This window comes from Psychroserpens mesophilus (assembly GCF_000826645.1).
GTDB classification, from domain to species: Bacteria; Bacteroidota; Bacteroidia; order Flavobacteriales; family Flavobacteriaceae; genus Psychroserpens; species Psychroserpens mesophilus.
Genome location: NZ_JXJP01000025.1, coordinates 1 through 22094, shown reverse-complemented (window position 1 = coordinate 22094; position 22094 = coordinate 1). Strand labels below are relative to the sequence as shown.

General features: G+C 30.6%; 25 protein-coding genes. All 25 read left to right on the top strand.

The window, feature by feature from the left end:
• Positions 1 to 42: 42 nt before the first annotated feature.
• On the top strand, positions 43 to 513 hold the full coding sequence (locus TD18_RS15115) for a hypothetical protein (RefSeq protein WP_040254290.1): 471 nt from the start codon (positions 43 to 45) through the stop codon (positions 511 to 513).
• Positions 514 to 649: 136 nt separating this feature from the next.
• Positions 650 to 1402 carry a DUF6090 family protein gene (locus TD18_RS15110; protein WP_040254288.1) on the top strand — a complete coding sequence of 251 codons (753 nt, stop codon included), beginning with the start codon at positions 650 to 652 and terminating at the stop codon, positions 1400 to 1402.
• A gap of 182 nt (positions 1403 to 1584) precedes the next feature.
• Positions 1585 to 2694 carry an alpha/beta hydrolase family protein gene (locus TD18_RS15105; RefSeq protein ID WP_040254286.1) on the top strand — a complete coding sequence of 370 codons (1110 nt, stop codon included), beginning with the start codon at positions 1585 to 1587 and terminating at the stop codon, positions 2692 to 2694.
• 143 nt (positions 2695 to 2837) lie between these two features.
• Complete coding sequence (locus TD18_RS15100) at positions 2838 to 4076, top strand: metallophosphoesterase (RefSeq protein ID WP_040254284.1); 1239 nt, start codon at positions 2838 to 2840, stop codon at positions 4074 to 4076.
• A 164-nt stretch (positions 4077 to 4240) separates the two neighbouring features.
• Positions 4241 to 4744 carry a CPCC family cysteine-rich protein gene (locus tag TD18_RS15095; protein WP_040254283.1) on the top strand — a complete coding sequence of 168 codons (504 nt, stop codon included), beginning with the start codon at positions 4241 to 4243 and terminating at the stop codon, positions 4742 to 4744.
• A gap of 229 nt (positions 4745 to 4973) precedes the next feature.
• Positions 4974 to 5714, top strand: coding sequence for a T9SS type A sorting domain-containing protein (locus TD18_RS15090; RefSeq protein ID WP_084205942.1), 741 nt, complete (start codon positions 4974 to 4976; stop codon positions 5712 to 5714).
• A gap of 173 nt (positions 5715 to 5887) precedes the next feature.
• Positions 5888 to 6439 (top strand): hypothetical protein, encoded by a 552-nt coding sequence (locus tag TD18_RS15085; RefSeq protein WP_040254279.1) that lies wholly within the window; start codon positions 5888 to 5890, stop codon positions 6437 to 6439.
• A gap of 165 nt (positions 6440 to 6604) precedes the next feature.
• The gene (locus TD18_RS15080) at positions 6605 to 8143 is read left to right on the top strand and encodes a rhomboid family intramembrane serine protease (protein ID WP_040254277.1); all 1539 of its coding nucleotides are present in this window, start codon (positions 6605 to 6607) and stop codon (positions 8141 to 8143) included.
• Positions 8144 to 8292: 149 nt separating this feature from the next.
• A complete protein-coding gene (locus TD18_RS15075; protein ID WP_040254274.1) occupies positions 8293 to 9420 on the top strand; it encodes a hypothetical protein in 1128 nt (375 codons plus the stop codon).
• 260 nt (positions 9421 to 9680) lie between these two features.
• Positions 9681 to 10115: a hypothetical protein gene (locus TD18_RS15070; RefSeq protein WP_152611392.1), complete on the top strand. Its 435-nt coding sequence runs from the start codon at positions 9681 to 9683 to the stop codon at positions 10113 to 10115.
• Between the two features lie 334 nt (positions 10116 to 10449).
• On the top strand, positions 10450 to 10683 hold the full coding sequence (locus TD18_RS17240; protein WP_040254270.1) for a hypothetical protein: 234 nt from the start codon (positions 10450 to 10452) through the stop codon (positions 10681 to 10683).
• Positions 10684 to 10906: 223 nt separating this feature from the next.
• Positions 10907 to 11560, top strand: a complete 654-nt coding sequence (locus tag TD18_RS15060; RefSeq protein WP_152611391.1) for a hypothetical protein — start codon at positions 10907 to 10909, stop codon at positions 11558 to 11560.
• A gap of 217 nt (positions 11561 to 11777) precedes the next feature.
• On the top strand, positions 11778 to 12704 hold the full coding sequence (locus tag TD18_RS15055) for a T9SS type A sorting domain-containing protein (protein ID WP_040254266.1): 927 nt from the start codon (positions 11778 to 11780) through the stop codon (positions 12702 to 12704).
• A 164-nt stretch (positions 12705 to 12868) separates the two neighbouring features.
• A complete protein-coding gene (locus TD18_RS17070; RefSeq protein ID WP_084205941.1) occupies positions 12869 to 13807 on the top strand; it encodes an ester cyclase in 939 nt (312 codons plus the stop codon).
• 164 nt (positions 13808 to 13971) lie between these two features.
• On the top strand, positions 13972 to 14412 hold the full coding sequence (locus TD18_RS15045; RefSeq protein WP_040254264.1) for a hypothetical protein: 441 nt from the start codon (positions 13972 to 13974) through the stop codon (positions 14410 to 14412).
• Positions 14413 to 14859: 447 nt separating this feature from the next.
• Positions 14860 to 15699 carry a CPBP family intramembrane glutamic endopeptidase gene (locus TD18_RS15035; protein ID WP_241480686.1) on the top strand — a complete coding sequence of 280 codons (840 nt, stop codon included), beginning with the start codon at positions 14860 to 14862 and terminating at the stop codon, positions 15697 to 15699.
• 208 nt (positions 15700 to 15907) lie between these two features.
• Positions 15908 to 16588: a DUF6090 family protein gene (locus TD18_RS16845; protein WP_152611390.1), complete on the top strand. Its 681-nt coding sequence runs from the start codon at positions 15908 to 15910 to the stop codon at positions 16586 to 16588.
• 727 nt (positions 16589 to 17315) lie between these two features.
• Positions 17316 to 17939, top strand: coding sequence for a DUF2199 domain-containing protein (locus tag TD18_RS15025; RefSeq protein ID WP_241480685.1), 624 nt, complete (start codon positions 17316 to 17318; stop codon positions 17937 to 17939).
• A 137-nt stretch (positions 17940 to 18076) separates the two neighbouring features.
• A complete protein-coding gene (locus TD18_RS15020) occupies positions 18077 to 18544 on the top strand; it encodes a hypothetical protein (RefSeq protein ID WP_040254259.1) in 468 nt (155 codons plus the stop codon).
• 357 nt (positions 18545 to 18901) lie between these two features.
• The gene (locus TD18_RS15015) at positions 18902 to 19174 is read left to right on the top strand and encodes a DUF7660 family protein (RefSeq protein WP_040254257.1); all 273 of its coding nucleotides are present in this window, start codon (positions 18902 to 18904) and stop codon (positions 19172 to 19174) included.
• The gene (locus TD18_RS15010) at positions 19174 to 19539 is read left to right on the top strand and encodes a hypothetical protein (protein WP_040254255.1); all 366 of its coding nucleotides are present in this window, start codon (positions 19174 to 19176) and stop codon (positions 19537 to 19539) included. The genes TD18_RS15015 and TD18_RS15010 overlap by 1 nt, the downstream gene beginning before the upstream one ends.
• Before the next feature lie 172 nt (positions 19540 to 19711).
• Complete coding sequence (locus TD18_RS15005) at positions 19712 to 20149, top strand: hypothetical protein (RefSeq protein WP_040254253.1); 438 nt, start codon at positions 19712 to 19714, stop codon at positions 20147 to 20149.
• Positions 20150 to 20424: 275 nt separating this feature from the next.
• Complete coding sequence (locus TD18_RS15000; protein ID WP_040254251.1) at positions 20425 to 20937, top strand: hypothetical protein; 513 nt, start codon at positions 20425 to 20427, stop codon at positions 20935 to 20937.
• A 161-nt stretch (positions 20938 to 21098) separates the two neighbouring features.
• Complete coding sequence (locus TD18_RS17435) at positions 21099 to 21725, top strand: hypothetical protein (RefSeq protein WP_174435327.1); 627 nt, start codon at positions 21099 to 21101, stop codon at positions 21723 to 21725.
• On the top strand, positions 21725 to 21946 hold the full coding sequence (locus TD18_RS14990; RefSeq protein WP_040254249.1) for a hypothetical protein: 222 nt from the start codon (positions 21725 to 21727) through the stop codon (positions 21944 to 21946). The genes TD18_RS17435 and TD18_RS14990 overlap by 1 nt, the downstream gene beginning before the upstream one ends.
• Positions 21947 to 22094 lie beyond the last annotated feature (148 nt).

Genomic DNA, 22094 nt, shown 5'->3' with positions numbered 1-22094 from the left:
AATCTTATACAAACACGTTAGGGCAAATTAGAGAAAAATCGAATGTTAGATATAATTGGAGAATTACTTTTTTGGCGTGAAGATTACAAATTTGCGAAACGAAAAAAAGCCAGACGTGAATTTGAAAAGAAAAACAATCTTCCGAAAAAATTAATGATTCATCCTGTTTGGAAATTATTGGGAATTTTACTGTCATTTATAATTGTAGCAAGGTTTTTCTTCTTTTCTGATTTTGGAACAAAAAAAACAACTGAAAAAATAGCTGAGATTGAACTGATTCTTGAAAAGGAAAAAAAAGCTCTAGGAATTTATCCTGAAAAACTAAATACGATAATTAGAAATAATCCATTAAGGAAAAAAATCACTTTGGATTATTGGAATAATGAGTTCTATTATGAACAAAAAGAAAATGGACTAGGTTATGTTCTTATCTCGAAGAGAAAAGACGGAATTTTAAAAACAGAAGACGATATTAGCGGAATAAAAACTTGCCCTAACAACGTGTATAACTAATTGCTCGGTCTGTGCTTACTCGGAAAATCCTACGGATTTTTCGAGTGGTTAGTTTCTTTTTGCTAACTTAGTCCTAGCCAACGCAACTAGCCATTACACGAACAAGTTGTGCTTCATTATCAGAAACCGCTAACCAATGATAAAATTCTTTAGGAAAATTAGACAAAACTTACTTTCAGAAGGAAAAACTGGAAAGTACTTTAAATATGCAATTGGAGAAATTATACTAGTTGTAATTGGTATTCTAATAGCACTAGGTATCAACAATTGGAATGAAGAAAGAAAGAACACTAGTAAAAGAACATCGTATTTAGAAAATTTAAAGATTGACCTTAAAAAAGATTTAGAAAATTTAGAGAGACTTAATACAATCAATACATCAGCCGAAACGGATGGATTTTACCTAGCTGAATTTTTGGATAATAATTTGGTGGAGGTAGATACTTTAAGACTTACTAAGTCAATCATTTTTACTGGATATATCCCAAATTTAACTGTAATATCCGCAACATATAATGATTTAATAAATAGTAATAACATTCAATTGTTTAATGATATTGAGTTAAAAAGACTACTAGATGATTATTATATTCGTAATAATTGGGCTGCACTTTTTAACAACCGAATCCTTAAAACCGCTTGGTATGACTACCGGGATGAAATGTCAAAATTCCATAGCCCACTATTAAATCGAGATTATTTTGCAGGGAACAATTCCATAGAATTAAATTATTCATGGAAATATAATGTAGAATGGAATGGAATGAAGAATAATAACTATTTAAAAACGCAAATAGGATTGATTGGTGCCTATAGATTACTTATAAGAAATGACTTGGTACGCCATATCCAAAAGGCGAAAACAATTTTAAAATATTTGGAAAAATAAAAACAACGAAAGCACAACACCGTGTATAATTAATTGCTTTGGTCGTTGCCTATTTGGAAAATTCCTTCGGAATTTTCTCGTGTTCGTTTTTGTTTACTAAATTAGTTGCTTAAACACGCAACTAACCATACACAACAACGTTGGCGGTAATAAGAAAAAACCATAGAACAAATTAATAACATATGAAAATATTAAAGAAAATAGGAAAGTGGTTTTTGATTTTACTGGGAGCAATTGTTGCGTTTATTTTAGTTGTATTACTAATAATTCGAATCAATAGTTCTGGAAACGAAGAACCTTTTTTAGACGAAAACGGTAATGTTCTTCCGAATAGTATCGCTATGCACGAGGATATGACAATCAATGGAGTACCTCAAAGGATTACCATAAGAGGAAAAGACAAGAATAATCCCGTACTACTAATAGTTCACGGAGGACCAGGCGCACCAATTTTACCTGTAATTTACAAATTGACAAGAACTGATTTGGAAGATATTTTTACGGTTTGTTACTGGGAGCAAAGAGGCTCTGGGCTAGCTTTTAATGATAGCATACCTGATTCATCCATTACCTTATCACATATAGTTGATGATGGTTTGGAACTATCCAATCATTTAAAAAAGACGTTCAAAAAAGACAAAATTTACATTGAAGGTTTATCGTGGGGAACAGCGGTAGCAGCTTATATGGTTCAAAAACAGCCAGAATTATATCACGCCTATATTGGTAGTGGTCTTATGGCGAATCTATCACTTTCAGAAGAATTATCTTATGAATTTGCAATGTCAGAATCCCAAAAACACAATGATACCATTTCAATCAATCAATTAAAACAAATTGGAAGACCACCTTATGTTAAAAACTCAAAAAATTCAGTAACTGAAGCCTTTGAAATAGAACGAAAGATTGTAATGAAGTATGCACCGATAAAATTAGAAACCGATTTTAATTTTATTAAAAGTATGTTTTTAGATAATGGATTAACGTTTAGGGAAAAATTTACTGATATGATAAATAGTCCTGAATCCTACTATCCTGCAGCTAAAATTTTACAACCTACTGCAATCAATATGAATTTAATGCGTGATATTCCTGAATTGAAAGTGCCAGTTTATATATTACAGGGAGACAATGACCATTTTACCGAAACGTCAGTAGCAAAAGCGTATTTTGATTCACTTATTGCGCCATCTAAAAAATGGTTTTTATTTGAAAACGGAACACACGGAGTACAAGTTGAATATCCTGAAAAATATCGTTCAATTTATATCAATGAAATACTTGGAAAATAATTACTACCGCCAACACCGTATATAATTTATTGCTACTTCTAGCCTACTTACGAAAATCCTCGCGGATTTTCTATTTGGTTTTTATTTGCTAAATTACGTGCTTAACCACGCAACAAACCATATACAAACACGTTACAGCACATATGAGAAAAACATCGAGATTAAAGAAAATATTCAAATGGATTTCAATTGTAATTGGAGTCTTTTTTTTAATTATGCTTTGGTCACCTGTAGAAGGTAAAATGGAAGGTACAGGTAAAAGATTGTTTGTTTGGAGCGGTTGGACAGCATTATTTGACGATACCGATTTTGGATTAAAGTTCAATTACTATCCAAAAACTGAATATGATGGAATTGATGGACCGTATCTGATTTCTGAAAAAATCTATAATGTGAATTCAGAAAATAAACTCTTAGAAATGAATATTTCTAATGAGGATTCTATACAAGTAAAGGTAAATAATAAAGATTCCGATAAGTTCTATTTCAAAAAAAGAGATGGGCACTCAATAGAAAAATCTGAATATAAAATGCCTGAGAAACTTATTGCTATATCTGATATAGAAGGCAATTTCAATGCTTTTTCGAGTTTTTTAAAAAACAATGGAGTTGTAGATTCCAATTTTAATTGGACTTTTGGAAATGGACATCTCGTTTTAGTTGGAGATTTTGTTGATAGAGGAAATAACGTAACGCAAGTTTTATGGTTGATTTATAAATTGGAAGAACAAGCCGAAAAGAAAGGTGGAAAAGTACATTTTATTTTAGGAAATCACGAAATAATGAACTTTCAAGGGAATGGCGGATACAATCAAGAAAAGTACATAAAAGTTGCCCAAGAAATAAGCAAAAAAGAAGAATGGGAAAAAGCCATACAATTTATGTTTTCCGATAACACTGAACTTGGCAATTGGTTAAGAACGAAAAACGTAATCAAAAAGATTGGAGATTATATTTTTGTTCACGCTGGTTTACATCCAGAATTATTGGACTATAAAATTGATTTGGATAAGATAAATAGCATAACAAGAAAAAACTGGGATAAAGATTTATACAGAAATCCAAAAGATGATAAAATTGCTAATTTCTTAGTCGGACGGATTAGCCCAATTTGGTATCGAGGATTAGTAACCGACTATAAATATTACGAAAAAATTAATGAAACTGATTTAAATAAAGTCTTGGAATATTATAATGTAAAAAATATTGTTGTCGGACACACAGTTGTCCGGAATATTTCTACAGACTTTAATGGTAAAGTAATACGAATTGACTTGAAACACGGAATTGAAAAAAATAGCGGATTTACCAAAGGTTTATTAATTGAAAATGGAGTTCAATATATAATCGACGATAATGGAAATAAAGAAACTCTGAAATAAATACGTGCTGTAACACCGTGTATAATTAATTGCTTGGTTTTAGCCTATTTACGAAAGTCCTCGCGGACTTTCTATCTGTGATTTATTTGCTAACTTTAGTGCTTAAAACACGCAACTAACCATACACAATCACGTTGGCAGTAATGCGAAGAATTACATAAAAAATGACTAAGTCGAACTCTTCTAGAAAGTTTGAACCAAATAAACTGACTGAATCTGATAATCAAATTATTACTGATTACAGAAAAAAACGGACTCTATTTGATAATTACTTAAAAGAAAATAATCTGAATTTATATACTTGTCCTGGATGCGGATACCCTACGCTTACAGAACGTGGAAAATATGAAATATGTGAAGTTTGTAATTGGGAAGATGATAATCAAGATGACGTAAATGAAGATGAAGTTTGGGGTGGACCGAATTCATATTTATCATTAACTGAAAACCGAATAAACATTGGAAGAGTTTTAAATCTGTTAGCTGAAAACTTAAATGGAAAAATAAATATAAATCCAATACAAGTTTTAGAAATAATTGAGGGACATTCTGCAAAAATGGAAAGTGGTTACATGAGAAAACTTATGAATTCACGGATATCTGATCCAATTTGGAATGAATTTAGAAATAAAGACAAAGAGATACTCTTAAAATTAATCAAGCAATAAAGCACTAATGCCAACAACGTGTAAAGTTAATTGCTACTTCTCTATTCCATCGGAATAATAATTACAAAAACTTTAGTACATTTACTTAAGAAACATTTCGGTAAGTTTAGCCTTGCGTTTTGTTTCCAAACGGAATTTTCGCCAAAAAAGGCTCAGCCCAGCGCCAAAACGCAAGGCTAAAATCCCGCAACAAACCTTACACAAACACGTTAGCAAAAATATAATCAAAATGAGAATTAGAATATTAATAATTTTAATAGGAATGTCATTAAATAGTATAGCTCAAGAACAAATGTTATTCGATGATTTATGGATATTAGAAGATTTAGTAATTGACAACAATAGTTATTTACCACCAAATAACGAAGAAATCACTTATGTAACTTTAGGCTTTGATTCCTATGTTCATGAATCCATACAATACATTAATTTGTTTGGCTCAACTTGTGAAACAATTGGAGGCTTAATTGAATTCAACAATAGCAGCAGTAATTTTTCATTCACTGATGGCCCTTATGAAACACTAGGTGGAGGATGTATGCTATCACAAAATACAATATATGAAGGTCTATACTTTGGTTTTTTTTATGACAACTACAATAATGGAAATATATTTAACTACTCTATAGTCATCAACACTGAAAATAGTAAAACTTTAACTGTAACTTCTTTTAATGGTGATCAAGCCATTTATGGTTCGCAAACCTTATCAATTAATGAAAATGAAGGTGTAGAAATTTCTCTTTTCTACAATGCTAAAAATAAGTCAATTGAAATTGCTTCTGAAAACCAACTAGATCGTGTCTATATTAGAATTTTTAATACTCTAGGCAAACAAGTTTTTCACTTGAATAAGAATAATAAAGAAAAGGTAATTATTAATCTTCAAGAATTTGCTGATGGAATATATTTTGTGACATTACAAAATGAAATAAATCAAGTCATAAGAAAGAGGATAATAAAGTACTGAAATAAAAATTTAGTTAAAATACTTTTGCTAACAACGTGTATAATTAATTACTACTGATTTACCTAGCGGAAAATCCCTCGAAATTAATTAACTTAGTACTAAGCGGAAAATGACTCGCGTCCTTTTCCGTAACTAATCATTACACGAACACGTTGTGCTTCATACCCAGAAAAATGAACAGATATTTTAAAATAGCGTATTTAATTCTATTGATTTTACCTTTTTCATCATTTAGTCAGAATGAAATAAAGGAAAAAATAGACAGTTTGAAATATGTTGAGACTATGCCATATATCTGCGAGGGATTTACGAAATGTGGAGAGGAAATATTTTGGAACGTTGTGAAACTAAAGGAAAAAGGAATACCATTTCTTATCGAAAAACTGAATGACTCTACTGAAACTAAAGCTGGAGTTGTGCTGTTTGGCGGAAATCATACTGTTGCTGATATTGCGTATGTAGCACTTGAGGAAATAATTCACGGAATACCAACTTTTGAATTACTCGGAACTGAATTTGACCAAGAAGGTTGCGGATATTGTGAGTATTGGAATTTTTTAAGAAAGGATTATCAAAATAGACTGAATTTCAAACTTGCTGTTAAAAACTGGTATGATAAAAACAAAAACGATTTAGTTTGGATTTCAAATAATGAATTTTCAAGTTGCGATTGTAGTGGAAAAAAACATCCGAATGAAGGTCATTATGAAATAAAAAAGGAATAAAGTACGAAAGCACAACAACGTGTATAATTCATTGCTAGTACTCGCCTACTTACGAAAATCCTCGCGGATTTTCTATTTGGTTTGTATTTGCTAATTTAGTTGCTGAAACACGCAACGAAATCATACACAAAACCGTTAGCTTGCATTTAAAACCAACATCGAGAATTGAACAATATTAAAACAAAACTTCAAGAAGTATATATTCCATTTTTAATAGTTTCGATAGGAACTATTCTTTTTTATAACATATTTCGTTGGACTTTAGATATCAAACTCGGAATTTTACCCTTAAAAGAAAACTTATTGAATTTTTGGATTCCTTTCGCTCTTCCTTGGATTCCAATACTTATTTGGTTACGTAGAAGAATTCGAATTTTAAATGTTAGAGGCAAAAGAGATAATGGATATTTTGGATATCAATTTGCTATGGCAGCAGCAATAGCTGTACCAATAATAATAAGTCAAAACTACATTGAGAAAAGTTCTTTTGACTTAAACGAAATATCTTCAATCTCAAAAATTAAAGAATTAAAAAACGAAAAATATTTTAAAATAACCTCATTTAATATAGACCATAACTCAAGTCTTCCATATGTAACTGCTAGAACTTCTGGTCGAAATAATGAGAATCTGAACTTTTACTTATATCTCGCTTGTCCGTTTGAAGAAACAAGCTCTGTTTGGTACGGAGTTGAGTATAAAAAGAATTTAAGCAATCGTATTAATGAACAAAGGAAAAATTCAGAATACAGAACTTTTTTAAACAAATCAGAACAAGAATTTAAAACCTATAATTTTCAAGATGTAGAATATTTTGAACGGCTAGGATATTCAGACGACAGAGATGGATTTATAGAAGCAATAAAAGAAAAAAACGCTAATCTAAACGAAAAGGAACAAATAATACTTGTACCTAAAAATGATGTTTTTGAAGAAAGACTCGGCAATTCATTTCCTTGGATTTTTGGGTCTTTTGGTATTGGAGCATTAGCTCTTTTGTTAATGGTAGTAATTCCAAAAATTAACGAAAAGGAATTAAACGATTTTAAAAAGAATAAACCACTAAAAGAAGATGGTTTAAAAGATATGATTGGCTTTTTAAATCCAATGGGCAAAAATAAAGCCACAGCAATTTTATTGCTTCTAAATATTATTGTTTTTCTAATTATGACATTTGACGGACTAAACATAGTTTCGCCTACACCAAAAGAATTACTCGAAATTGGAGGGAATAGAAGGTTTGAAGTTATGAGTGGCGAATATTGGAGGTTATTTACTTCGATGTTTATTCACGGTGGACTATTACACTTGTTTATGAACTTAATAGGTCTTGGACTTGGAAGCAGTTTATTGGAAAACATTCTTGGTTCGATAAAATTAATAATTATCTACATTGTTTGTGGAATTCTTGCAAGTTTAGCGAGTATTTATTGGCACGAAAACACAGTTAGTGTTGGAGCATCTGGAGCAATTTTTGGGCTTTATGGTCTGATTTTGGCTTTTACAGTTTTTAAAATTTACCCAAATTATATGAGAGGAATGACTTGGATGCTATTAGGACTTTACGCAGGAGTAAGTTTGTTATTTGGATTTTTAGCCGGAATTGATAATGCAGCTCATTTTGGTGGACTGATAAGCGGATTTGTAATTGGAGGAATTTTAATATTGACAAATAAAGAACAACTGAAAAAAAACGCAAGCTAACAACGTATAAAATTAATTGCTAGTTCTCACATACTTACGAAAGTCCTCGCGGACTTTCTATCTGTGATTTATTTGCTAACTTTAGTGCTTAAAACACGCAACTAATCTTATACAAAACAGTTGTGAGTAATTAAACTTAAAAAGTCATAGTGAACAAATATCTTAAAACACTAATTACACCTACTAACGTACTTTCTTATTCGAATGCTTGCATAGAAGTTTGTAATACTTTACTAACTTTAAAAGACAATGATTTTAAAAGATTAATTATACCTAGTAGAGGTGCCTATCCCTTTTACACTGGAGCTCTAAAATCAATAAGTTTTCTGACTAATTCAAAGTTAGAAAGACATACTTTCAATGCTCATTTTGACATTTGGTTATTACCATATACTTCAGATTGGGGTCAGGCAAATATTAGTACAAATTCAAAATCAGTTAGGAAGTTTTGGTCCAAAATTCTTGCTGATTCAATCAGAAAAGAAACAACTCCTTATACCAAATTCTATAACGGTTTAGTAGACTCAGTCGGAACAATATTAACGATTAACACATCAGATCTTAAACTTGATAAATACTATAAAAAAGAAATCATAAAAAACGAAAAATTTGTTTTTATTGATACTGCTATTTCTGGAAAAGCAATTTGCGATATTATAGAATCTTTTTATGACTTTAATTTAAAGGACTTTTATATAATTATGATTACTGATGAAGAAGGTGGGAAATTAAAATCTGGTTATAAAAAAATAATTGAGAGAGAAAAAAAATTAAATAGATTAAAACAAATTAATGTAAAAAAAATTTATTCGGAAGATGCCAGCCCTCTATTAAATACTGGAATTTCAAGTATAGTGTTTCCTTCATTAATTGAAAGAGCTTATAATGACATTCCTGAATTCAGAAATAATGAAATTGTAGGCGCTGGATTATGGTTTATTGATTCTATGTCACATCTGATTAGTGAATACCCAAAACTTAATGGAGTAAGAGGTATATTATCAACTTTAAACTATACTGGAATGTCTATTAATTATAAACAAACAGATAATTGGACTAAAGAAATATTCGATTTTGAGGTTGATACTATTATTTCAAATTTGGACAATTTTAACTTAAGAGACGGAAATTCAACTAAAAAGCTCATTTATGATAGGATAAAAACAAGAGGAACGGACCTTGGTAAAAGAGTTGACGCAACGAATTCACATATTATTAGAATTGACCTAACATCAAATATTATATCAAAATTAATAAATTCAGTAAAGTACAAATAACTACTCACAACAACGTGTAAACGCAATAACTACTGAATTCCCTATCGGAAATTCAGCCTTTTTAACTAAATTAGTTGCGTCAGTGGAAAAATATTAACACATTTTACCGTTACTGACGCTTACACGAACACGTTGGCAATAATTTGGGAAACACTCATATGAAGAAAATTAGGAGTTTCATTTTTATATTAATTATTATTTTAATTTCTTTATTTGTGTATAGTTTTCCCTATGAAAATAGCAATTCCTGTTTAAATGAAATGAAAATCAATTTAACCGAGAATCTAACTGAAAATGAAATCCTTAATTTCAATGAAAGTTTGGATTGTTTCGAATGGAATAAGATGATGTTTTTACATAGAGACTTTAGTCCAGATTATATTGAAAAAAATACAGGAATTAAAGTAAACGGATTTAAAGTAATGGGATTTAAATACTTTATTAAATCTGATTTCTATACTCATATACTATTTCTTAAAGACAATAAAATTGTTGGAATCATAGAAACATCAAAAGGTGTAATGATTGATGACTTTGCTACTGAACTGAACAATAACGATACTGTAATTATTTCTAAAGAAGATGCGATTTTTAAAACCTATGAAACAGAAAACGAATATTTAGATGGAAGAAAAGTATTTTCTTTAACTTTCTCTGACTCAAAATTAATTGATAAATATAAACATCCGAATTAAAAAACTATTGCCAACAACGTGTATAATTAATTGCTTTGGTCGTTGCTTATTTGGAAAATTCCTTCGGAATTTTCTCGCGCTCGTTTTTGTTTATTAAATTAGTTGCTTAAACACGCAACTAACCATACACAACAACGTTGGCGTTAATTTGAGAATGAAGAACTTAACAATATATTTCTTGCTGATTTTTACACTTTTTAGTTGTAAAGAAAAAGTTGTTGACTGAATTGAAATTGGACATACACTCTACACAAACCAATCGTTTGAACAGAATAAAAAATTATCGGAACTGATTACTCAAACTCTGAATAAAAACTCAAACGGATTATCTGAATTGACCGAGTTTTGGTGTGGTGGTGGAGCTGGTTGTTATGATTTAGGAATAATTACATCGGAAATAGTTTATAAAATGGGAGAATCGGAATTTGTAAAAATCGCATCAGAATTAGAATCTGAACGGAAAAACTCTCTAAAAGGATTATTAAACGCAGGATTGGAATATGGTTATGAACCTGATAGAAAAATAGAAAATGAATTTCCAAAACTGAATAAAATATTAACGGAATAAAAAAAACTAACGCCAACACCGTATAAAAAAAATTGCTAGTTTTAGCTAAACCAAAGTTAGTTGCTCGTTTGCTAGCTTCCGATTTTCCTTCGGAAAATCCTCGCACACAAACACGCAACTTTCCTTATACATAAACGTTAGGCAACATTAGATCGAAATGTCAAAATATAAACTTCTAGTAATTTTAATTTTAGTATTTAGTTGTTCAAACAACAAAAATACTTTGACTGATTTAGAAAAAATTGGATATACTGGAAACATAAAAACAATAAAATTTGAAGGCACTGAAGAAAGAAAAGAGGAGTCAGTAGAAAACGGATATAGAGTTAGTAATGAACTTCATTTGAACCGAAATAATATGATTTCCGAACTACGAAAATATACATCTGAAAGTTTAAATGAAATTCATACTTACATATACAATGACAATAACTTATTGATTTCAAAAAATTATTACGATGGGTCACGAGAATTTGTAAGCAAATCAAAATTTGAAAACGTATTAAATGACAAAGGAAGACTAACTAAACAGTCTGAATTTAAATCACTTGGAAATTCAATAGTTGATTCTACTGATGTCAAATTCAACATATTCCCAGATCAAATCACTGAATTCATATATGATTCTAATGAGACCTTGATTCAATATAATGTCTATGATAATCCTACGTCTAATTTAAAAAGTGTCATAGAATTGCGTAATGGAGAGGTAATTAAAAACTACCTTCTTGTTGGAGATAGCGAAGAATTATTTGGTGAAATCACTTATTTCAAATGTGAAGAATATGATGAAAACAATAATTGTATAAAATATAAACTCACAGAAAATGACTCAACGCACTCGTATGTAAATGTAAAAATCGAGTATTACAAATAACGTTGCCTAACAACGTGTATGGTCAATACTACCTAATTTTTCCAGCGGAAAAATTCTCACTTTATTTAACTATATTTATCTCAAGAAACATTTAGTAAGCTCAACCGCTCGCTTTGTTTTCCAACGGAATTTTCGCCAGAAAAAACTGGCTCATCCGAATCGCAAAGCGCTCGGCTGAATTCCGTACAAACCATACACAAACTCGTTAGCTACAATTATGAAAAAAGTAATAATAATATTATTAACCATAGCGTCATTCAGTGGATTTTCACAAAATGAATCATGTGCATTTTCGGATAATAATTATCATTATAACGTTCTACTAATTATAGATAATATTCCTCCAATTGATTTTGATAAAACAGATTTGATAGAATATTTGGAAATTAACAGTAACATATCAAACACAGAAGTAATCTTTCTAAATGAAAACATAATTGAAGCTTTTAAAGCATTGCCCTCGTCTCAATCCGAGCCGTTTAATAAAATGATATATATTATTGCTTCTGACGATTCTTTAGATTCCTATTTGAATTCGTTTACTGAATCAATTGATTTGGCTTCTATATATTGCGATTGTGAACTTTCTGATAGCTATTTCCATAACTACGTAAGACTTATAATTGATGAGATTCCTGCTGATGATTTTAACAAAATGGATTTTATAAATCATTTGGAAACTATTAGTAATATATCCAGTAGTGATTCGGAATTCTTGAATAATTCAATCATAGATGTTACACCAGCCTTTCCTGCATCTCAAACTGAAAGTTTGCAAAAAACATTATTTGTTATCTCGGAATATGATTTAATGATTCCTTTTTTATATGAATTTACTGAATCAATAAATTTAGTAGAACTTATATGTGAGGAGGCTGAATTGACAGTCGATGGTTTTAATCTTAAAAGTATAATAAGAATAATTCCAAATCCTGTTACTCAAAACACATACATACACATTGACAACATAGCAAATTTTGAAAGTTTAATGATTATTGATATAACTGGTAAACTAATATATTCAAAGAAAATCAAAAATTTAAGCTTAATTGAATTTGGTCAGTTCAATCTCGAAAATGGAGTCTATTTTGCAAAATTTATCCAAAATAATTTATCTATTACAAAAAAAATCATAGTTAACTGACCTTAACAGTAGCTAACAACGTGTATAACCAATTGCTTGGTTTGTGTGTACTCGGAAAATCCTAGCGGATTTTTCTCTGGTTAGTTTTCTTTTACTAATTTAGTTGCTAGCCAACGCAACTAGCCATAACACGAACACGTTGGCAGCAATTAAAAAATTCAATTATGAAAAAAATATTGAGTATTGTAATATTAACTCTTGTAGTTGTTTCTGGCTTATTTTTTAGTTGTCAATCCAATTCAAACAATACTAAAAAGACTGAAAAGGTTGTAGAAGAACAAAAAGAAAACACTTGGAATGCGGAGGAACAAGAATTAATAGTTCTTGTAGAAAAGCTCTTGTTTGCGGTAGGTAATTCAGACTTTCAGACTTTGGATTCCATAGTTTCAGACAAAGCAAACTTGGGTAGTGCAATAGTGAGAGATGGTGTTTCTAAAAATTCCGTTATCACGATTGGCGAATATTTTGAAGCACAAAAAAACCGAGATGGAGAACGCAAGCCGTTTTATGAACCTGTTAATAAATACAAAATCCTGATAAATAAAGGGCAAATCGCTTTTGTTTGGGCTGATGCTACCCTACATTCATACGGTGTTCCACGGACAAATAATATCGACAATTTCACACTTATCAAGGAAGATGGTGAATGGAAATTCATTAATATCTCATTCACAAATACGCGCTTACCAGAGGAGAAGAGAAAATTTGATGTGGAGATTTTTGCCAAAAGTTACGCTCAAGTGTGGTGCAGTCAAAGACCAAATTTTGTATCGTCCTTTTTTGCCGAAGATGGCGAATTAACAGTTAATAAAGGAAAACCAGCCAAAGGAACAGAAGCTATAAATAATGTCGTAAAAGGATTCATGGATGCTTTCCCTGATATGATTGTTTCAATGGATAGCCTGACTACCACATCAGATAAAACCAGATTTCATTGGACACTTGCTGGAACAAATAACGCAACCAATGGAACTGGAAATAAAGTTAAAATTAGCGGGTTTGAGGAATGGACATTAAATGATGATGGCTTAATCCAAAAATCAAAAGGCTATTTTGATGAAAAAGAATATAAGCGTCAACTTGAATTTGGAATGAACAAATAATAACTGCAGCCAACAACGTGTATAATTAATTACTTCTAATTTCCCTATCGGAAAATCCTTGAAATTAATTAACTTAGTAGCTAATCGGAAAATGACTCATGTCCTTTTCCGTAACTAATCATAACACGAACACGTTGGCAGTAATTAATATAAATCGACACAACATGAGAAATATAATCATAATTGCCTGTTTATTTTTATTTCTACAAGCATGCAAAGAAAATTCTAAAAATAAAAATTCAGAATTAAAAGAATTAATTACTGAAGTTGAGAGTTATTTTAAAGGAGATATTTCTGATGCAGATATTGATAATTTAGGTAATTTCAAATTTGATACTGGAGCTGCTTCAACTGGTAGAGTTTCTGGCAAATTGTCTAAAGTTTTTATTTCACTTGAAATATTACCTGAGCGACCAGGTTGTGCTGATATATGCCCTGAAATGGCTCTGATTCATTTTAAATGTGAAAACGATACTAAATGCGTCACTGATCCATCTGATCCTCAAATTTATGGTTATTCTAATGAAGGTGTGATATCATTCGAAAATATAGAAACTGGAAAAAAAATATATTCCCTTTTAAATGAAATTAAAAATAAACTTTGAAACATTACTAAAAGAATTGAAAACTTGTTTTACAAAAAATGAATAAAATCTTATTTTTAGTTTTCGGTTTAGTTTTGACAATTATTGGATTTCGTGTTTACTCATATTTTGAAAAGAACTTAGAATCAATTGATAATAAGCCAGGCAATTTATACGGAATAGCAGTCCTACTCATTTTTATGGGAATCATTGCAATAATACTTTCTATTATAAATTTTTTCTAGACAAGTAAATAACTACTGCCAACAACGTGTATAATTAATTACTACTAATTTACCTAGCGGAAAATACCTCGAAATTAATTAACTTAGTGCTTATCGGAAAACGACTAACGTCCTTTCCCGTAACTAATCATAACACGAACACGTTAGGCGCAATGTAACAAAACTACGAACTCATCGTCTTCCATTAATAAACCAATCAGAAGTTCAAATGCAAGAAAATATAATGGAACGAAAAAAAACTTGGAATACAATATTTATTTTCCTTGCTATTGTTACAATTTTAAGCTCTTTATTTCATTATGCGATAGTTAATTTATATCCGTCACGAATATATATTGGAGGACTAATGTGGTGTCCTGCTATAGCTACCATAATCACTTTAAAACTGATAAAACGCCCTATTTCTTCACTAAATTGGAATTGGGGAAATTGGAAATATATTCGACTTTCTTATTTTATTCCTGCTTTATATGGCTTAATCACTTATATACTAATTTGGGTTTTTGGCTTTGGAAGTTTGACAAATGGCGAAGCAATAACAGATTGGGGAAAAGAACTTGGTTTAATTGGAATAGGAACTTTAAATCCAACATCGATTGCAATCATAGCTATTATCTTATTAGGAACTATCGAAGTAATTAGAGCAGCATCAACAACTTTGGGAGAAGAGATTGGATGGCGAGGTTTTTTCATTTATGAATTAAGAAAAGTTCTTTCGTTTACTGGTGTTTCCATTTTTAGTGGAATTATTTGGGCAACTTGGCATTGGCCATTAATTGTATATTATGGCGAAAATGTAATCCTGGAATTGACGACATTTTATGTTGTTATAGTCTCAATGTCGTTCATTATGACTTATTACACTTTTAAATCTAAAAGCCTATGGCCAGCAGTAATTTTTCACTCAGTAAGTAATGTATATATTCAAAAAATATTACCCGAATTAACAATAAAAAATGAAGGAGCGGAACATTGGCTTGGCGAAAACGGAATTATGTTTGCTATCGTGACTTGTGTTTTTGGAATTTATTTTTGGAAAAAAGCAATTAAAGAAAAATTGTGACTGAAAAGCACAGCGCCTAACACCGTGTATAATTAATGGCTAGTTCTCGCCTACTTACGAAAATCCTCGCGGATTTTCTATTCGGTTTTTATTTGCTAAATTAGGTGCTGAAACACGCCACTAATCATACACAAAACCGTTGTGCTTCATTATCATAAAACGCTAACTAATGATAAAATTCTTCAGGAAAATTAGACAAAACTTACTTATGGAAAATAAAACCGGAAAGTATTTTAAGTATGCAATTGGCGAAATTGTGCTGGTAATGATAGGTATATTATTGGCTTTACAAGTTAATAATTGGAATGATAACAGAAAAATTAGAAATATTGAACAGCTATTACTACGTGATTTAAGAACAGAAATACAATCAAACATTGTTGCTCTTGATGAGATTATAAAATCTCACAGCTCATCTCTAGATGCGATTATAACCTTGGATTCGGTAATCACCAACTTAAGACAAGTTAATAGACCTCTTGAATTGGGTAGATTATTAGGAGCACACGATTATAATAGTACTTTTGATCCAAGAACAGGTATTCTCAATTCTATTATCAACTCAGGGAAATTAGATTACATTTCCAATAGAGAATTACGGTATACGCTTTCTTCTTTAAACGATATTGTTCTTGACACAAATGAATCGGCTGATGAATTTAGTAAAGTGAGGTCTCAATTCTATTGGCCATTACTAGGGCAGTTTTATGATCGGCAAACAGTTGGAAGGTTTAAATTTAATCGCGAAAAAATTATAAATAGTTCAGAATTTAATTGGTGGTTATTACTTGCGAAAATAAACAGAAAAGAAGGATTAGTTGAGGAGAACGATCTTTTGAAAACCCTAAAAGAAATCATCGAATTAATTGATAGTGAAATAAAAACATAACGAAAGCACAACACCGTGTATAATTAATGCTAACCTCCTATTTCAATTTAAAATTTATATCTTTAACAGTATGATTGCTACGACGGAAAATCCTGCGGATTCTCTGTCGCACTAATCATACACAAAACCGTTACCAACCATAGTGCAAAAATCATCTGAGTTACTTTTTTACTAATCTGATTTACTAGCTTGTAACTTTCCTACTTTCAATTAAAATTCATCGGAATTATCCTTTTTTTGAGAACTAAACGCTAAGGCGTTCTGACTCGTTCTTTTCAAAAAAAGGCGTTTGTGGTTTTCCTGTGTGCAACCTAAATGCAGTTGTGATCATTTCTTTTCTGCCAAAGTAGCGGAATCTTGGGATTGTTTGCTTAAGTCTGTGAATCGCATTCTGTTTCGGTTGCTGTCTGTGTTTGCTTTTTTCTGTGATTACCAAAAACCTGTCATGCACTACAGTAGCTAACAATGTGTATAATTCATGCTTTACTTCTACTTCATTGGAAAATTCATATATTTAACATTATGATTCGCAACGACTGAAAATCTATCGATTCTCAATCGCACAAATCATACACTAAACCGTTACCCAACATTTGAAAGAAACATTGAGAAAACGAAAAATCATAGGAATTCATCTATTAACTTTTGTCATTTTGACAATCGTTTTATTCTTTTCGGCTGAACCGTTTTTGAACAAATTTGCTTCTGGAATTCACAACGTAGGAATGTGGCTGAATTTGATAATTTATGGAACAATCGGAATTTTATTTTTGACAATAATTTCGTGTCTAATTTTTATAAAACGGAGAATTTAGTGTTCTGGAAAAGAAAGAAAAATAAAACGGCGGAATTTAAATGCCCTGAATGTGGAAAAGTTCATTCGGAATGGCCTGCTTTGACTTTTAAATCACCAGCGAATTACGATTTTTTGTCTGATAAAGAAAAAACTGAACTCGGGAAATTGGATTCTGACTTTTGCGAAATTCACTACGAAGACCAAATTGACCGTTTTATAAGAGTAACGCTTAGTCAAAAAGTAAAAGACGCTTGCGAAACTTTGGAATACGGACTTTGGGTATCATTAAGCGAAAAAAGTTATTTAGATTATAAAGAAAATTACAACAATACGAATCACGAAACTGGATATTTTGGTTGGTTATGTAGCAATATTCCTGAATATGGAGATACATCTTCAATTCCTTGCGATGTAATGACAAAAAGTGGAAATGATAGACCTGAAATTTTTCCTCACGAAGATTTTGACCATCCATTTGTACGAGATTATTACAACGGAATTTTAAAAACAGAAGCGGAAAATAGAATAAACGAAATGATAAAAAACGTTGGGTAACAACGTGTATAACTAATTGCTCGGTCTGTGATTACTCGGAAAATTCTCCGAATTTTCCTCTGGTTCGTTTTCTTTTACTAAATTAGTTCCAGCCAACGCAACTAGCCATAACACGTACACGTTACCCAACATTTGAAATGACTTCTGGAATTAAAATAACAGATACTGAATTAAAGTTTACAGAGTTCCCTTCAAAAGAAACTGGAATAACAAAATACTGCAAGTCATTTAAACTAAATCTGAATGAAATAAAATTAATCGGAATTAGTCCAAGGCTTATTTTGGATGATGAATGTATTTTCATTCTTGTGATTGACAAATCGGAAAAAATTCATCTGATTTCAGACCACGTAATTGGAACAAAGGGATTAGAAAGTTTTGAAAAACATTTTGGATTGGAATCTATCCAAGCGGAATGGAATAAATTGGAATACGATGACCATTATGGTAAAATGGACAAGGTTATTTATCCGAAAGAAAAATATTGGAATGACTTATTTGACAAAGATTGGAAATTAAAGATTAGAACTCTTTACAGTTGGATTAAACCAAAGTCATTCTATGGAAATCTGAATAAAAAAACATTAGGTAAGAAAACAATATGAATTCAAGACTAAAGTACATACTTACTAAAATTTTTTATTACGTATATGCTTTTTTATATTTCTCGTTTGCAATATCAATTCTGATGTTATTAGGTTATTTATTTGTTGAAAAAACGATTAATTGGAATGGTGTTTTAATTCTTTATGGAATATTAATTCCAGCTTTATTGATTTTTAGAATAATAAGCGGAAAACTAAAAAACGTTGGGTAACAACGTGTATAATTAATTACTGCTGATTTACCTAGCGGAAAATCCTCGAAATTAATTAACTTAGTAACTTATCGGAAAACGACTCGCGTCCTTTCCCGTAACTAATCATTACACGAACACGTTGTAAAACATTTAAAGAAACTCATTGGAACCATTTGAATTAATAGAAAAAGTAAATTCTTTAGAAACATTTTTGGATTTTCTAAAAGCACTTATGCTTGATAAAAGAGACGAAGATGAAAAAGAAAAAATTGAACCTTCATCGCCTTATGATAGTGGACATAATGGATGGGAACATAATGATATAGCTTCATTTCTCGATGCAATGCACGCAGGAACTAAAGACAATGATTTTTCCAAAGAACCAAGTTGGAAAAATTTTGCGGAAATAATTTATATGGGCAAAATTTACGAATAATGAAAAATCCTCGAGGTTACGGAATTATTGAACCTGCAATTTATGAGGAACTGAATTGGAATATGGATTTTATTGTATCGTGTTTAGAAATTATACGAACCAAGTTACCTGAATTGTTTTCGGAATTTCCAAAAAGTGTGAAATATGAACTTATTTCTTTGGAAAACCCATTTGGAGAACCTTATCCTGTAATTGGACTTTACTCAGATAACCCAAAAGATTTAAAAGAAATACCTGAATTTTTAGACCTTGATGAAAGAACTGAAATTTGGCTGAATAATATTGGAATTGAAACCATTAAAAATGAAGCAAAAAAAATAAAAACTATAAGTTGGGAAACGCTAAAAGAAAAAAAATCTGAATAAAAACATTTTACAACAACGTGTATAATTAATTACTACTGATTTACCTAGCGGAAAATCCTCGAAATTAATTATCTTTAGTCCTTATGCGGAAAATGACTCGCGTCCTTTCCCGTAACTAATCATACACAAAAACGTTGGCAAACAGTTGAGGAAACGCAACCAGAATGAAAAAATGGGAATTAAAGAATATTTAGATACTAGTCTGAACAAATATTATATCGGAATTCTGAATGAGAACGGATTTGAACTGACTGAATCTGAAATTAGCGGAATGGGAGGAATTTATCGCTTTAAAAATAGTTGGCTGAATTTTGACATCGTAAATGACAGAGGAATAATTGAAACTCGGATTTCCTCACTCAAATCTGAAAATTTTTATGACTTTGACTTAATAAACGCATATTTAAATCGGAGAAATAAAACAGAATTAGAAAAACCAAAGTTTGGAAAATCTGATTTATCAAAACGGCTGAATTTAGAGCAAGAAAGTGAATTGTTTGAAAATAGTCTGACCGAATTAAAAACGATGTTTAACGAATTGAATTATAAACAAACTGAATCTGAATTAAATAAAATCGGAAATGAACGAGCGAAATTATTGTTCGGATAAAAAAACCGATTTGCCAACAAAGTATAAAATTAATGGCTAGTTCTAGCCTATTTGGAAAATTCCTGCGGAATTTTCCGCTGGCAAGTTTCTATTTACTAAATTAGTGCTTAAACGCGCCACTAATCTTATACATAAACGTTAGCAAACATTTGAAAAAAAAAATCTCACATATAATTTTACTTTGTTTAATCTTAAGCATATACTCTTGTAAAGAAAATGCAAATAAATTAAAAGATTCACCTCAAAATGAAAGGCTGAAGTACAAAAGATTTTCGATGGATAACGTTGACTCGAATGGAAAAACAAAAAGTACGGCTGAAATTTATGTGGATATCAATAACGACACAATCTACAATCAATTCAAGAAATTTGACGAGAATGGAAATATAGATAAATCAAAAAGTGAATACTTCGATTTTGAATTGCGGAAAGATACTCTGAAAAACATCTATTCTGGAAAAGTTACTTATCATAATATTTTGGATTATAAACTGAAAAGTCCTCTAATAGAAAAGGAGTTGAAATTAATCTTTTTTCAAAAATTGGAAGACAGTACTAATGTCGTTGAATTTTCTGAAAAAGACCAAAATTTTGTGGAATTCGAATTTTACAATAAAAATGATACTCTCGTGGGAATGCTATTTGAATATAGAGTTTTAGATACGATTATAAATAATGAAAAAATGGCAAGAATTATTGAGACTTATCACGCTGTTGACAATTTGATATTAACTGATAATCCGTTCATTGAAACTTTTGAAATAAATCACGAGGTTGTTTATGAATAAAAAACGTTTGCTAACAACGTGTAAACGCAATAACTACTGAATTCCCTATCGGAAATTCAGCAGTTTTAATTAACTTAGTTGCGTCATCGGAAAAATACTAACGTCTTTTCCCGTTACTGACGCTTACACGAACACGTTGTAGCACATTTGAGAAAAACGACATGAATAAACGGAGTTTAAAAATTGCGAGACTTTATGCAATTAGTTTACTATGTATCGTCTTTTATTTCTTATTAGAGAATTCTAACATTATAGCTGAGCTAGTTCAAAAATCGGAAAGAGGTCGTTATGGTAGCTTCCCTACATTCTTTCTATCTGGATTATTTAAATATGGATTATTCTTTATTGGATTAGGAATTTTTATAATTCTGAGTTTTTTATTAATAAAAGAAAAAATAGTCCGAAACTCAGATATAAAATCAAATAAAAAGACTTTTGAAAGCACAAAAAATCAAAAAGAAAATCGGAATTTGAGATTGACAGTTTTTCGGAATTTCGGACAAGACGAGAAAATAATATCAGAAAAAACAACAAGTGAAATTATAAAAAACACAATGAATTCTATTAATTGGAATGAATTTCATATTGTTGAACTGAAAGACGAAAATGATAATGCTCTGCATATAAGCGGAAGTTTAAACGAAGACGGTTTGGCTTCTACTTTTACGAAAGACGATGAACACATACTTATGATTAAACCAATCGAAACAGTGGAACAAATGACTGAAATATTGCTTGACTTTTTAAAAGGAGAAGATATTTGGCAGAATAAATACAAATATGAATAATGGTAGATTGGTTTACTGAATTTATGGATGATGATCCTTTGATAAAAGGTATTATATTTATTTTAGTTGGTGTTGGCTACCTAATATATAAAGTTGGCAAGGTCGAATCCTTTAATATGCGAGACTATAGTGCTGGAGGTTGGAAAGCACTTGTGAATTCTTGGGCAATTATTTTTATGTTATTAATATGTGGAATGATTTTAATAATACAAAACTTATAAACGTGCTACAACAACGTATATAATTAATTGTTTAGTCTGTGCATACTCGGAAAATCCTACGGATTTTCCTCTGGTTCGTTTTCTTTTACTAATTTAGTTCCTGCCAACACAACTAATCATATACAATACCGTTGTGCTTAATACTAAA

Excerpts from the sequence above, each read along its gene's own strand:
- TD18_RS15115 (WP_040254290.1), top strand. The coding sequence starts at position 43 with ATGTTAGATATAATTGGAGAATTACTTTTTTGGCGTGAAGATTACAAA.
- TD18_RS15110 (WP_040254288.1), top strand. The coding sequence starts at position 650 with ATGATAAAATTCTTTAGGAAAATTAGACAAAACTTACTTTCAGAAGGA.
- TD18_RS15105 (WP_040254286.1), top strand. The coding sequence starts at position 1,585 with ATGAAAATATTAAAGAAAATAGGAAAGTGGTTTTTGATTTTACTGGGA.
- TD18_RS15100 (WP_040254284.1), top strand. The coding sequence starts at position 2,838 with ATGAGAAAAACATCGAGATTAAAGAAAATATTCAAATGGATTTCAATT.
- TD18_RS15095 (WP_040254283.1), top strand. The coding sequence starts at position 4,241 with ATGACTAAGTCGAACTCTTCTAGAAAGTTTGAACCAAATAAACTGACT.
- TD18_RS15090 (WP_084205942.1), top strand. The coding sequence starts at position 4,974 with ATGAGAATTAGAATATTAATAATTTTAATAGGAATGTCATTAAATAGT.
- TD18_RS15085 (WP_040254279.1), top strand. The coding sequence starts at position 5,888 with ATGAACAGATATTTTAAAATAGCGTATTTAATTCTATTGATTTTACCT.
- TD18_RS15070 (WP_152611392.1), top strand. The coding sequence starts at position 9,681 with ATGAAAATCAATTTAACCGAGAATCTAACTGAAAATGAAATCCTTAAT.
- TD18_RS15055 (WP_040254266.1), top strand. The coding sequence starts at position 11,778 with ATGAAAAAAGTAATAATAATATTATTAACCATAGCGTCATTCAGTGGA.
- TD18_RS17070 (WP_084205941.1), top strand. The coding sequence starts at position 12,869 with ATGAAAAAAATATTGAGTATTGTAATATTAACTCTTGTAGTTGTTTCT.
- TD18_RS15045 (WP_040254264.1), top strand. The coding sequence starts at position 13,972 with ATGAGAAATATAATCATAATTGCCTGTTTATTTTTATTTCTACAAGCA.
- TD18_RS15035 (WP_241480686.1), top strand. The coding sequence starts at position 14,860 with ATGGAACGAAAAAAAACTTGGAATACAATATTTATTTTCCTTGCTATT.
- TD18_RS16845 (WP_152611390.1), top strand. The coding sequence starts at position 15,908 with ATGGAAAATAAAACCGGAAAGTATTTTAAGTATGCAATTGGCGAAATT.
- TD18_RS15020 (WP_040254259.1), top strand. The coding sequence starts at position 18,077 with ATGACTTCTGGAATTAAAATAACAGATACTGAATTAAAGTTTACAGAG.
- TD18_RS15010 (WP_040254255.1), top strand. The coding sequence starts at position 19,174 with ATGAAAAATCCTCGAGGTTACGGAATTATTGAACCTGCAATTTATGAG.
- TD18_RS15005 (WP_040254253.1), top strand. The coding sequence starts at position 19,712 with ATGGGAATTAAAGAATATTTAGATACTAGTCTGAACAAATATTATATC.
- TD18_RS15000 (WP_040254251.1), top strand. The coding sequence starts at position 20,425 with ATGGATAACGTTGACTCGAATGGAAAAACAAAAAGTACGGCTGAAATT.
- TD18_RS17435 (WP_174435327.1), top strand. The coding sequence starts at position 21,099 with ATGAATAAACGGAGTTTAAAAATTGCGAGACTTTATGCAATTAGTTTA.
- TD18_RS14990 (WP_040254249.1), top strand. The coding sequence starts at position 21,725 with ATGGTAGATTGGTTTACTGAATTTATGGATGATGATCCTTTGATAAAA.